Source organism: Streptomyces sp. NPDC005574 (assembly GCF_040605435.1).
Lineage (GTDB): Bacteria > Actinomycetota > Actinomycetes > Streptomycetales > Streptomycetaceae > Streptomyces.
Map to the genome: position 1 here is coordinate 1 of NZ_JBEXCW010000149.1, position 12,134 is coordinate 12,134.

Below are 12,134 nucleotides of genomic sequence, written 5' to 3' on the forward strand. Positions count from 1 at the left end.
CTTCGCAGGATCCTGCGGCGGCGCACCCCTGAGCATCGTCAACGACTACATCGACAACCAGAAGCGGCCGACCTGACCGTCACCCCGCAGACGCAGAGAACTCCGGCGCTTCGCGCCTCCGGGCCAAGGATCGCATTCCCGCCCGGCCTGAAGGCCGGGATTCCCTGCGAAGAACAAGGGATGGGCGCCAAGCCGAGGACTTGATCAACGCAGGGAGGGGTGTCCCGGGGCGTCCTCGTCCCGGGGCGTCCTCGTCCCGGGGCGTCCTCGTCCCGGGGCGTCCTCGTCCCGGGGCGTCCTCACTCCGTCCTTGCGGGATCCTGGACTCCGGGACGCCGGGATGCCGGGAGGCAGGCGGACCGGGAAACGGGGAGACTGAGGGAGAGCGTGACGCCTGACCGCCGCGGCCCGGACGGTCCCCGCGGCGGACGGTCCCGCGCAGGGGCCGGACCATCGACCTACGTCCGCGCGCGCCCCTGGGGAGTGGGTGCCACGGCCCTGTCCAGGAGTCCCCATCGTGACTTTGACCCCACAGCGATCCGAACGCCCTCGGCGCGCGGCCCGACGGGCCGCGCTCCTGCTCGCCGCCGCGGCGCTGCCGGCGGCCCTGGTGGTGCCCGCGGCGCCCGCCTCAGCGGCGCCCGTGACCAAGACCTTCACCGCCGGCGCCAACCAGCGGTTCGTCGTCCCGGCCGGTGTCACCCGGCTGACCGTCACCGCCACCGGCGAGCCGGGACGGTCCGCCATCGAGGGCGGAGCGGGCGGGATCGGCGCCACGGTCACCGCCACCCTCACCGTGGTGCCCCACACCACCTACTACGTCAACGTCGACACGGGCGGCGGAGCCGTCACCGGTCAGCGCCCCGGCGGCAGCGGCGGCGGTGCCAGTGACGTCCGCACCTGCAGCTCGGCGCGCGCGAGCTGTGCCCTGACCGGCGTTCCCGGCACCGGCCCCCGTCTCATCGTCGCCGCCGGCGGCGGGGGCGGCGGAGGCGGCTCCAGCTTCACCGGATACTCCGTCCGCGAGGCCACCGGCGGAGACGCGGGCGACACCGGGAAGCCCGGCGGCGAGCGACCGGACAGCGGCGGCGGGGGTGGCGGCGGAACCCAGACCCTCGGCGGCAAGGGCGGAGCCGCCTGCCCCGAGGGCTCCAGGGCCGGCACCGACGGCACGCCCGGTACCGGCGGCACGGGCGGTGGCGGATTCGGCGGGGGCGGTGGTGGCGGCGGCTGGTACGGCGGCGGCGGGGGCGGCGGCTGCTTCCTGATCAACGCCGACGGCGCCGCCGGGCCCGGCGGCGGCGGTGGCGGGTCGAACCTCGTCCCGGCGGGCGGCACTTCCGGCCCCGCCACCGGATCGGCGCAGGTGTCCATCACCTACGGTTCCTGAACCGTCGTCCGTGGCGTGCAATAAGGGCTCCTACACGGGCCCGGACTGTCGTAGGAGACGAGCCGGTCCAGGGATGGCAGCGTGAGCCACCGAACCGGCCCAGAGGCAGCGGATGCCGCGGCACCGGCCGCGGATGGGCGCCCGTCGAAGTAGAGGGCGCGGGCTGCGGCCAGAATGGCGGTGCGGGTGTGAGGGATGGAGGCGAGAGCGCGGCCGAGCGCGGCGGTCAGTCGGGGGCGGTGGACGACGAGGGTGAAGATGGATGCCGGTCTGTCGCCACAGGACCAGGAGGCGCTGGAGGCGGCGGTCGATGAGGCGGTGGGCCCGCAGGACCGTCAGGCGGGTGACCGGCAGGGCCTGGATCCAGGCGGTCGCCGCCTCCCAGACGGCTGGCGGCCCGCGGGGAAACGGCCGGTGAGCTGTGGCGGCTTGCCCAGCGCGGCCAGCAGATCGTGCGCGAGAGTCGTATCACCGGTCGTTCCCGGACCGGGTGGCGGGCGACCCTGCCGGCTAGAGGGTGGTGCGCGACCAGCGCGCTGTGGGTGAAGGCGGCGGCATCATCGGCATCGAAGACGACCGCCAAGGCAGGACGGTATCGGGCCTGGAGGCTTCGTCATACCAATGCATCCCGTTGATCGGAAACCCACTGATAGGCCGTCTGAACTTGCCTCACCGCCCCTGCATCACGGAGCCGGGCCATGGCGACGTCACCCGCATCAGCCTGGGACTCGATACCCCGCCAGCACCGGTCCTGCCACCACAAGATCGTGGACACGAGACAGCGCCGGTCCGACAACTCGTAGCCGTCGACGATCAGCCTCATGCGCCGGGCTACCTCCTCGACCTCCGTGACCGCAGGGCCCAGATCGAGGTACTGCCAGCAGACATGAGCGATGTCGTGGATCCGCGCGCCCGGCGCAGCAAGGTCCCAGTCGATGAATGCCGCCGGCCGAAGCTCGCCCCCGCACAGCCGATAGACCGTGTTCTTCGGCGACAGGTCGTTGTGGCACACGACCTCCTGGTCGCCGGCCAGCGGGGTACCGGCCGTCAGGTCGTGGAACTCACGCACGAGCCGGGCGACCGTCACCAAACCCTCATCGGACAAGACGGCGGCAGGCTGTTGCGGCTCCCATGCCACATGCCCCTCGAGGTAGCTGAGAACGTCACGGCCCTCGTCGTCCACGCCGAAATATCGCGGAGCACCACTCCAGCCACGGGCTTCAAACAGCCTCAGCAGATCACCCACGGACCTCGTGCGAGCCGAGGCTGGACGGCGCACCGTGTCCCCGACACGAACGACCGCAGTGACGAAACCTCCGGGCAAGGGCGACTCAGGCATCCGTCCACTCTGCCCGATCGTCAGCTCCAACTGCCATTGACCTGCCCTGACGCTTGATCCGTCCCCGGGACAACTCCGCCAGATGATCTACTCTGCAGACAGTCGCCGCCACGACCAGCGCGAGCACTCCCCGAGACGAGCGCACCAGCCCTTTGAACTGCGGCTTCAGGTTGGCGGAGGCTCATCGCCACTGGATGCAGAACATCGCGGGTTCCACTCGGTGCACGATGCCCGGCATCGTCACCACAGTCAGACGTCGGAGTGCCGCACCCGGGACAGGGTGCGGGCATCGTGGCGCGCGGCCGGGTTGCCGATCCGGTTGTGCCGGGAGCGGGGCCGGCGCGACTGCCCGGCAGCGAACCGGCGCCGTCCCGCGTCCTGGAGCCGCCATCGCTGCTTGCGCAGCTCCTGCTTCTTCGCCGCTTCGACTTCGGCTTCTGGAGCCGCTTGCAGGCCGGCTGCCACCCCAAGGGCTCATCGGGCTCGGGCCGATACGCGCGGTGACCGGCTGCCCGAGCCGGGCAGCCCGGGGCGGGGCCGGCGCTGGTGGTGGCGTACGCCGACCGGTGGGGCGCAGGGGAAGGGCCCGACCCTGCAAGGTGGTGGGGGCGCAGGTCTCGTGGGCCGGGACTACGGCGAGGTCGGGGCGGACGTCTCCCAAGCGGCCATCTGCTCGCGGAACTTGGTGCAGCCGACGATGTCCTCCTCACCGCACTGCAGGGCGTGGACCAGGAGCTGGTGGGCGTGGTCGAGGTCGATCATCCGCTGCTCGACCTCGGCGATCTTGGCGCGAATCATCGCCTGCCTGCGCGGTTGGTCCTCCTGGAACTCGCCGATCTCCGCCAGGGTCAGCCCCGCCTGCTGGCACTTGCGCAGCATCACGATCCGCTGCGCGGCCTCCGGCGGGTAGCGCCGCTGCCCACTCTGGCGCTCGGGGGCGGGCAACAGGCCGTGGCGTTCCCAGAACCGGATGGCCGACGCCGGTACTCCGGTGATCCCCGCGAGCTGTCCGATGGTCATGCGCACGTAGCCGCTCCTGCCGTTCCCGCTCGGTCCGGCCGTCGGCCGCTTGACTTGAACCTGAGTTTAAGTTGAAGAGTGGGACGTGCGAGCACGGCGGCGAACGAGAGCCGCCGGCAACGGACTTCGGAGGTGCCGGATGGCAACCACACAGGCGGCGAACGAGCGGGCGCACGAGCTGGTCGCGGCGGTGGAGTCGCTCTTCACGGCGGGGGTGATGTCCCACTCGGGGCATGCCAATCTCAGCGCCCGGCTCGACGCCGAGAGCTTCCTGCTGACGCCGGGATTCGTTCACGAGCTCCGCCCCGGCGACCTTGCGGCCGTCAGCCTCGACGGGCGGGTCCTGGAAGGGGAGCTACGGTCGGTCAGCGCCGAGATCATCGCCATGCACAGCACCGTCTACCGCGGCCGCCCGCACGTGGGCGCCGTCATCCACACCCACTCGCCCTCCGCGACCGCCTTCGCCGTCGCGCACCGGCCGCTGCCGTGCCGGACCGAGCCGATGCTGCGCTTCGGACAGCCCGAGGAGGTCCCGGTGGTGCCGTGGGGGCCGCGCGGGTCCGACGTATCCGTCCGGGGCATCGTCGACGTCCTGGAGCGGCGCCCCACGACCTCGGCGGCCCTGCTGGCCAACCACGGACTGATCGTCTTCGGCCCGGACCCGGCGGCGACCGCCCACCTGGTGGTGGCCATCGAGGAGAGCGCCGAGGCAGAGATCGCTGCGGCGGCCATCGGTGGGGCCGTCGATTTCCCCGAGGGTGCCCTGGCCGCCGTACGCGCCTCGATCGCCCGGGTCGCGTCATGACCGACGACCCGGCGACCGATGACGTCTTCGCCCGGCGCACCGAGGCCGTGCGCGCCCGCTACCACTCCACCCTTGGAGGCGTTCCGGGCGGCGTGCAGGACCGGCTGCGCCTGGCGCGGGACTTCGGCCGGCTCCCCACCGAAGAGGCACTCGCGGCGCTGCGGCACATCGTGCTGACCGACAATCCGCTGGGCGCTCGCGTGCAGCAGCTCGTCCACTACGGGCAACTCCTGTCCCTGGGCCGGGAACACCCCGCCGGGATTCACGCCCAGGGCGCGCTCCACGCGGGCGCCACCGTCGCCGACCTCATCGGGGTCGCCGAGACCGCCCTCATCACCTCGGGCGTCCCGGCGTACGCCTTGGGAACGGAGATCGTCATCGACCTCCTGGCGACCACCGCCCTCTGACATCCCTCGTGCCGGCGCGGCCGGTCGGCGCGGGTCCCGGGTGCCGTCGACGCCAGCGTGTTCGTCCTCGATCCCGAGCCGGTAGTTGGGACCGCATGGCCGAGCGGGAGCGTGAGATCGAGGCCGAGCGAGGCACTACCAGCGGACGACAACGCACTGCAGACGTCGCCGAGAAACCAGCTGTTGGCGGGAAGAAGCGACCATCAGCTCGAGGGAACGCCGTCGGGCGGAAAGCCGCCTCGACCCCTCCGTCCATGGCTGCTCCCGCGGCGACCACAGCCCCCTTCGGTGGAGCCAGGCGGGCGCCCGCGACGACGTCACCGGCTGCACCACCGTGGCGCCGGCCCTTGCCTGACGGACGGACGGCCGCCGGGCAGGCACGCACCGCAGGCCCCCGACGTATCCGGCGCCCCGGTCGCTGCGCCCTCACACCGCAGCGCCCTGGTCCGCATCAAGCCCGGCCACTCCCGTCGCAAGGCCGCGAAGCGTGCCCTCCGGCATGCAGCGGCTCCGGGCCCGGTGCGGGGGAATCACCGGCCAGGACCCTGTTTTTCACCTTGTGTGCCTGGAACTCAAGGAGTTCAGAAGGGCGGCTCCGCGTTCGGCGTCGTCGACGCTCACTGCGAATTCCCTGCCTTTTGTGGGGTGGATGACCAGGCATTCGCCGCGGCGCAGCATCACGGTGGTTCCCAGTCCGCTCAGCCGGTAGCCCCAGCCGCCGACCTGGGCGGGTGTGCGACTGTCGACGCGGGCCGACTCGATTTCCTCGGGGGCCCAGTGCCGTGCGGGCCAGCCGAGAGGACCGAAGGCGACCTCCAGACCCCGCTCGCTGACCAGCGCCCGCACCGAGGAGCAGCCCAGGACCAGAACGGCGACGAGGGCGAAGGGCGCGGCCGCCAGCAGGAACGGAAGGTCCGTCAGGCCCGCGAGCACCGACGCGAAGGCAGTGACCGCGAGGAGCCCGGTCAGGGCGGCGAGCGTCTGGAGCCAGGGGTTCGACGTGCGGGCGAGCCACACCACCCGCTGCCCGGCGGGAATGTCCAGGGTCGGGCCGCCGGGTGCCGGCCCGGGCTCGGCCGGCACCCGGCGTGCGGCCAGCAGACCGGCCGCGCCCACCGCGGCCGCCACGACGAGCGTGCCCACGACCCCGCTCGTCACCGACGCCGCCTCATGCCAGTCCGCGCGGTCCAGATTCGCCCGCACGATCGACGCCTGCCCACCGAGCAGCGTCACACCAGCGAACCCGAGGCCCGCAGCCGACCACCCGGGCGCCGCGCCACCGGCCGCCGTCCCGCGCAGCGTCCATACCACGCCGACTGCCCAGACAGCCCAGATCATCGCCGGGAAGAGTGCTGCGGCCCAGAGCGGCATCGAACCGTCGGGCCTGCCCGAGCCGGCGCTCCAGTGGGTCGCCAGCCGGTCCGGGAGCCGGCCGCTCGCCGCCAGCGGCAGCGCCACCAGCAGGGCCAGGACACCCATGCCCCAGCCGGCGGCGCCCCACCCCGCTCCCCTCTTGCGTGCCCGGCCGGTCACGAGATCCCCCTGATCATGTCGATGAGGTCGTTCCTGCCGTAGCCGAGGTGCGCCGCGTCGGTCACGGAGCGCTGGTCCGCTCCGGCGGCCACCGTCACGCCCCGGCCCCGCCGGAACTCCAGCACCCCTTCGTCGCGCAGCGCCCGCAGGCCCCGCAGCACGGTGTTGACGTTCACATCAAGGGCCTGGGAAAGGTCCCGGGCCGGGGGAAGACGGTCTCCCGGCCCCCACTCCCCCTCGGCGATGGCGCGTCGGATCACGCCGGCCACCTGCTCGTGCAGGGGGCGGCTGTCCGCGGTGTCCAGTCTCAACAGCATGGTGCTAGTGAAGATAGCACCAACCGAATGATGGGAGGAGGCGGCCCTAGCCCCGCAAAGGGTTAATCAATAGGGTAAGTTTGTGGTTAAGTTCGATTCCCTCCTGAGTAGAGGTGCAGGGCATGGCATCTGAGGAAGAACTGTTCGCGTCCGTCGACGCCCTGTTGAAGGAGGAGCCGCATCTGCCGCCTCCGGCGGAGCGTGCCCGGCTGCGGGAGGCCGCCGGCATCACGCAGGCTCGGCTCGCCACCGCGTTGAAGACCACGACCCAGTCGGTGAAGAACTGGGAGAACGGCCGCAGCGAGCCGAAGTCGCCGCGCCTGGATGCCTACCAGCGGCTGCTGAACGGGTGGGCGGCGAAGTATCCCGCTCACGGCTCCCGCGATGTCGGGACGGATGTCGGGACGGCTGCCGCGTCGGTGCCGGTGGTGTCCGCCGAACCCGCCGCCGCAGCCGGGGTGGGGACGGCAGACGCCCCGCAGCCTCCCGCCGTTCCGGCTGCGGCACCGGCGCGTCCCGGCGTCCGGCCCGGCGTGACGTCGCGCCGGCCGGCTGCGAGGAGAGCGGCGCAGCCCGCCGTCGATCCGCGCTTCCCGCACGGGCCGCTCGCCGTGCTGGACGGTGACGGCGCCGCCTACGGCACCGGCGGCATCGTGCTGGACTGCCCGGCGACCACCGTGGTGGAGCTGGTGGAGTGGACATTGCGCGAGTCCGGGCTCGGTGCGCCGCGCCTGCACCGCAATGGCAAGGACTCCGACCCACTGATCGTGCTCACCGCCGCGGCCGCCGTGAAGCTCGGACTGCCGGAGCGCCTGGAGGGCCACGAGCAGCGCCGTTCGCTGCGGCTGCCGGAGGATCATCCGGTGGTCAAGCAGGTGGCGCGGGCGAAGTGGCGGCTCACCCAGCGCGGGTTCGGCCCGTGGGCGCGGATCTACCGCAAGGCCCAGGGCCGCGAACGGCAGTGCGTGCAGCTGGCGATGCTGTCGTGGGACGCGCTCGATGAGCGGGCCTGGCCCGGGGTCACGGAGCTGGAGCCGGCCGACGTCGCCCGCGTCCTCGGCGTGTACGCGACCCGCGTCATCACCCCGCGCGGATCGACGGCCGTCTCCGGGCTGGAGCTGATGACCGCGCTGCGCCCGCCCACCCGCGCCGTGCAGGACCCCACGACCGGCAACTGGGTGACCGGCCACAACCCCGGCTCGCTGGGGGGCGAGCCGATGGACCCGGCGCCGCCGGAAGCCACCCCCGAGCACCCCGTCGTCGTGGACTCCGGCTGGAGTGGCGGGTTCCTGAACGAGGAGGCGTACCAGTGGGTGCGGGACGTCGACCTGCTCACCGATGAGGAGTGCACGCTGCCCTGCGCGGTCGGCCTGGACCTCAACACCGCCTTCCTCGCCGCCGCGGCCCGCCTGGTCGTCGGCCTGTCCGCCCCCGACCACTTCCACGCCCCGACGTTCAACCCGAAGATCCCCGGTTCCTGGCTGGTGGACCTGTCCCACATCGAGGTGGACCCGCGCCTGCCCTCACCGTTCACCCCGGACGGCATCCGGCCGACGGGACCGGCCTGGTACCAGACGCACACCGTCGCCTACGCCCAGGAACTCGGCTACAACGTCCAGCCGTTGGAGGGGTACCTGCGCCGCGAGACCGGCGCCTACCTGGACCCGTGGCACGACCGCCTCAAGGCCGCCTACGTCGACACCCTCGCCGACCTCGGCGTCACCAAAGACCTGGACGACCGCGCGTTCCTCGCGGCGATGGAGCGGCACAAGGACGTCGACCCCGCGATGGCGGCCGTCCTCGCCGCGATCAAGGCCACCGTCAAGGGCGGCATCGGGAAACTGCGCGAGCGCCCTCAGGGCAGGCGCTACAAGGAGGGTGAGCGGTGGCCGTCCCTCCAGCGGCCGACCTGGCGCCCCGACATCCGCGCCGCCGTCATCAGCAAGGCGCGGGTCAACATGCACCGCAAGCTCACCAACATGGTGAAGATGACCGGCCTGTATCCGCTCGCCGTCCTGTCCGACTGCGTCGTCTACCCCTCCCCCGGCGCCAGCCCGCTCGACTTCCTGCCCTACGCCGCCTCCGGCAAGCCGCAGCCCGGCGGATTCCGCCTCGGACCCACCCCCGGTCTGGCCAAGCTGGAGGGCGTCCAGTCGATGCTGTGGACCGTCGACCTGATGGAGAAGGGCCTCAACCCGGCCCGGCACATCAAGGGCGGCGACGCCGTCCTCGACGAAGGAGAATAGGGCTGTGGGGGACATCGAGGACGCCATCGAACGCGCCGACCGGGAAGCCTTCACCCGCCAGCCGCCCAAGACACTCAAGGGCCGGATCGGTTACCTGATCCGGCAGTTGGGCAGCGCCCGCGCCGTCGCACGGGAGATCGGGGTCACCGCCGACTCCGTCAACCGCTACCGGCGCGGCGCCCGCAAACACGCCCGCCCCGACGTCGCCGCGAGAATCGAGGACGCGGTGCGGCAGCGGTGGCAGCCGCAGGTACGCAAACGCCGGCAGAAGCAGGCCGCGACCTCTGGCGGGATCACGGTGGAGACCAGGGCCCGGTTCGGCTACACCGCGCCCATCGGCACCACCGACGACGGACGCTTCCGCCGCCTCACCGTCCACCTTCCCCCGGCCTACGCACAACGCCTCTTCGACGCCCGCAACACCGGAGCCGGCGACCAGGCGATGCGCGCGATCATCGCCGAGGGACTCAAAGAGATCTACTTCCAGGACGGCGGAGGCCGCGCCACCGGACTCTCCGACGTCACCCTCAACGACATCGACTACCTCGACCTCGACTACTAGCCTGACGCCGACCGCAGGCCCGGCACCCGCCTGCCTGCCTGCCTGCCTCGGCACGGCAGGTGTCACATCGGCACACTTGATGTCACCCAGGACACGAGCAGCGTTCCGGAGCGTCGGCAGGGTGGCGAGCCTCGCCCCTGTCCCCTCAGCACGGTTGGGATTATGATCATCAGCAAGGCGGGGTCGTAGCACAGAGGTAGTGCGCCGCGACATCATCTCGGAGGACGTCGGTTCGAATCCGGCCGCCCCGCCCCTCTTTGGGCGACGTCCTCCGCCCCGGAGATCGCTGCGATCACCGCGGAATGGGATGACCGTCCCGGACCTGACATCGTCGCCGGCGTTCGCCGCCGATGCCCGCCAGCGTGGCGACGGACCCTACCCCGGCCACAGCGCAGCCACCCCGCTCCACCGGCCGAGGGCAGAACATGACGCCGCCGGTGTCCCCACGGCCGGCCCGATGCCGCGCGCCGGTCAGCGCGTTGCTGCCCCCGGACGCCGTTACGGCGTCCGGGCCCCCTTCGAGTCCTGCAAGCCGCTGCCGCAGGGGCAGGCAGTCGGGTCTGCCGCTTGCGGGTCAGTTCTGCCTCTTGCGTCGCCACCTCGCGCCGGCCTCTCGAGCCTGATCGTTCCAGTGGTCCCGGACCCACCCCCACAACATCGCCACCGGCGCTGCGACGAGGGCGACCAGGAGGGAGTGGTCCCATGACATGCCGCCGCGGCCGTAGCGGAACATCAGCACGAGCAGCGCGTAGACGGCGACGCCGAGTAAAAGCACCTTCAACGGTTTCGAGAGATACATGCCCTGCGGATACCCGGCGTTGACCGCTACACGACCGGGTGCACGCGCCGTCACTCGACGGCAGCGCTGCCGTCGACAGGCCATCTGTCCAGCGCTCCCCCGGACCAACGCTCAGGGGCCAACTCCGGCGCTCAGTCGGTGCGCGTGAGCGAATCGGCGGTGACAGCAGCCGTCTGGCGGAAGTACTAAAACAGCTTCCAGTGCCCCTCGGAGATCACTTCGACGGCGCCGTCGACCACCTTGATGGCGGTCTGCTCGTCGATCGCATACGCCGGCCCCCCGATCCCGGCCGCCCATCTCTCCACCTCCGCCATGGTGTTCTCCGGACAAGCCGGGTGATCCAGGTGCGGGAAGATCGAAAAATCCACCACGCCCAGCGTGCTGTCGCCGCCGGCGGGCGGATTCCAGCCCACGAAGGACTCTCCGATGCGGGGGGTCATCACCATGCTCCCGGCGCTCAGTCCCACGTAGACCGTGTCGTGCAGGGACGGCAGGAGGTCAGCCAGCCCGGACTCCCGCATCCAGTGGCTCAGGTAGAGCGCGTCACCGCCGTTGACCAGCAGCACGTCGGTCTCCCGGACCCAGGAGACCCAGTGCGCTTCGTCGATGCTGGGCAGCGCGGTGAGCTCCAGCACGCCCACCGACGTCCACCCCAGTCCCGTCATGGGATGGGATGGGGAGATCGTCCGCTGCGAACACCTCACTCACAGCGGCTTCAGGCAGCAGACTCACCCGCACGGCCTTCGTCGTGGTCACGTGCACCTTGGTCGGAGCACATGATCAGACGGAGGCCGCCTTGGTGTCCGGCACTTGACCATGTGGGCGAAGCAGTTCGAGACGCTGTTCGAGGCGTGAGGCCGCTCAGTCGGGCAGCGCGACGGTGAGGTCCACCTCGACCAGCTGCCCTGCGAAGCCCAACTGCGCAACACCCAGGAGTGTGCTGGCCGACGTGAAGGCCGGCCCGAGGGCGGAAGCGGTAAGCCGGTGCCAGGCGCGGCCCAGGTCCTCCCTGTCATCGCTCCGCACGTAGATCACCGAACGCACCACGTGCTCCGGCTGAGCATTCACCGCCGCAAGGGCAGCGAGTGCGTTCACGACAACCTGATCGACTTGCACGTCGAGGGAGCCCGCGCCGACGAGAGACCCGCCCTGGTCGAGGGGACACTGCCCCGCCAGGTAAGCCGTTCGGCCGGTCTCCACCACGGTGATGTGGTGGTAGCCAGGCGTCTCATGCAACTGACTGGGGTTAATGCGGCTGATCTTCGCTGTCATGCCGCGAGTCTGACCAGTCTGCCATCGACACGCACCGCAATTTGCCCCACCGCGCGACCGTCCGACGCGACGCGAGGGCAAAGAACAAGCGGTTTCTCCGTGTAGTGCTTGCCGGCGGCGTTCGGCGGGCGGCGCCGACCGGGCTCGCAGCGTGGGAAATGCGTTTCCCGCCGGCCCGGCCGGCGGGCCCGCAGACGCACGCGGCCCTGCGGCCGATACCCCCTCACCAGGTTGGGTTAGGCGGTGCGGCCCCTGCAACAGCTCCACCGCCCCCATCGCACGTACCCTTCATGGTGTCCACGGCGTCACATAGCGGGCGCCGAACCACTGGAGGCAACACCTCGTGCTCATCGCTCAGCGTCCGTCTCTGACCGAAGAGGTCGTCGACGAGTTCCGCTCCCGGTTCGTGATCGAGCCGCTGGAGCCGGGCTTCGGCTACACCCT

At 71.5% G+C, this 12,134-nt stretch carries 13 protein-coding genes and 2 pseudogenes; 7 read left to right on the forward strand and 8 right to left on the reverse strand.

The features are described 5' to 3' along the window. Nucleotides 1–204, forward strand: a 204-nt coding sequence (locus ABZT03_RS40675) for a hypothetical protein (protein ID WP_356048779.1), incomplete at its 5' end; no start/stop codon positions are given. Between the two features lie 313 nt (nucleotides 205–517). Further along, nucleotides 518–1,390 (forward strand): hypothetical protein, encoded by an 873-nt coding sequence (locus tag ABZT03_RS40680; RefSeq protein WP_356048781.1) that lies wholly within the window; start codon nucleotides 518–520, stop codon nucleotides 1,388–1,390. A gap of 613 nt (nucleotides 1,391–2,003) precedes the next feature. On the opposite strand, the gene ABZT03_RS40685 is transcribed toward ABZT03_RS40680, so the two are convergent. From ABZT03_RS40685 to ABZT03_RS40695, 3 genes and pseudogenes are all read right to left on the reverse strand, one after another. Beyond that, nucleotides 2,004–2,636, reverse strand: a complete 633-nt coding sequence (locus ABZT03_RS40685) for a phosphotransferase (RefSeq protein WP_356048783.1) — start codon at nucleotides 2,634–2,636, stop codon at nucleotides 2,004–2,006. 342 nt (nucleotides 2,637–2,978) lie between these two features. Next, nucleotides 2,979–3,217: pseudogene (locus tag ABZT03_RS40690) on the reverse strand (hypothetical protein); the annotation flags it as partial. 142 nt (nucleotides 3,218–3,359) lie between these two features. Continuing rightward, the gene (locus ABZT03_RS40695; RefSeq protein WP_356048798.1) at nucleotides 3,360–3,749 is read right to left on the reverse strand and encodes a MerR family transcriptional regulator; all 390 of its coding nucleotides are present in this window, start codon (nucleotides 3,747–3,749) and stop codon (nucleotides 3,360–3,362) included. Between the two features lie 139 nt (nucleotides 3,750–3,888). On the opposite strand from ABZT03_RS40695, the gene ABZT03_RS40700 reads away from it, so the two are divergent. Beyond that, nucleotides 3,889–4,554, forward strand: a complete 666-nt coding sequence (locus ABZT03_RS40700) for a class II aldolase/adducin family protein (protein WP_356048785.1) — start codon at nucleotides 3,889–3,891, stop codon at nucleotides 4,552–4,554. Then, complete coding sequence (locus tag ABZT03_RS40705; RefSeq protein WP_356048787.1) at nucleotides 4,551–4,961, forward strand: carboxymuconolactone decarboxylase family protein; 411 nt, start codon at nucleotides 4,551–4,553, stop codon at nucleotides 4,959–4,961. The genes ABZT03_RS40700 and ABZT03_RS40705 overlap by 4 nt, the downstream gene beginning before the upstream one ends. A 552-nt stretch (nucleotides 4,962–5,513) precedes the next feature. Here ABZT03_RS40705 and ABZT03_RS40710 read toward each other — a convergent pair. Together ABZT03_RS40710 and ABZT03_RS40715 are read right to left on the reverse strand one after the other, a co-directional pair. Continuing rightward, nucleotides 5,514–6,440, reverse strand: a complete 927-nt coding sequence (locus tag ABZT03_RS40710) for a DUF1648 domain-containing protein (RefSeq protein WP_356048800.1) — start codon at nucleotides 6,438–6,440, stop codon at nucleotides 5,514–5,516. A gap of 50 nt (nucleotides 6,441–6,490) precedes the next feature. After that, entirely contained in the window at nucleotides 6,491–6,811 is a 321-nt protein-coding gene (locus ABZT03_RS40715; RefSeq protein WP_356048788.1) for a GntR family transcriptional regulator, read from the reverse strand. A 122-nt stretch (nucleotides 6,812–6,933) separates the two neighbouring features. Here ABZT03_RS40715 and ABZT03_RS40720 point away from each other — a divergent pair, with 122 nt between their 5' ends. Both ABZT03_RS40720 and ABZT03_RS40725 read left to right on the forward strand, forming a co-directional pair. Continuing rightward, entirely contained in the window at nucleotides 6,934–9,057 is a 2,124-nt protein-coding gene (locus ABZT03_RS40720) for a helix-turn-helix domain-containing protein (RefSeq protein WP_356048789.1), read from the forward strand. Between the two features lie 4 nt (nucleotides 9,058–9,061). Beyond that, nucleotides 9,062–9,619 (forward strand): XRE family transcriptional regulator, encoded by a 558-nt coding sequence (locus ABZT03_RS40725; protein ID WP_356048791.1) that lies wholly within the window; start codon nucleotides 9,062–9,064, stop codon nucleotides 9,617–9,619. A gap of 574 nt (nucleotides 9,620–10,193) precedes the next feature. On the opposite strand, the gene ABZT03_RS40730 is transcribed toward ABZT03_RS40725, so the two are convergent. From ABZT03_RS40730 to ABZT03_RS40740, 3 genes are all read right to left on the reverse strand, one after another. Continuing rightward, nucleotides 10,194–10,418, reverse strand: coding sequence for a hypothetical protein (locus tag ABZT03_RS40730; protein ID WP_356048792.1), 225 nt, complete (start codon nucleotides 10,416–10,418; stop codon nucleotides 10,194–10,196). A 185-nt stretch (nucleotides 10,419–10,603) separates the two neighbouring features. Continuing rightward, entirely contained in the window at nucleotides 10,604–11,083 is a 480-nt protein-coding gene (locus ABZT03_RS40735) for a Type 1 glutamine amidotransferase-like domain-containing protein (RefSeq protein WP_356048794.1), read from the reverse strand. Between the two features lie 196 nt (nucleotides 11,084–11,279). Continuing rightward, nucleotides 11,280–11,690 carry a Rid family hydrolase gene (locus tag ABZT03_RS40740; protein WP_356048796.1) on the reverse strand — a complete coding sequence of 137 codons (411 nt, stop codon included), beginning with the start codon at nucleotides 11,688–11,690 and terminating at the stop codon, nucleotides 11,280–11,282. Nucleotides 11,691–12,033: 343 nt separating this feature from the next. Between ABZT03_RS40740 and ABZT03_RS40745 the strand changes: the two are divergent. Next, nucleotides 12,034–12,134: pseudogene (locus tag ABZT03_RS40745) on the forward strand (DNA-directed RNA polymerase subunit alpha); the annotation flags it as partial.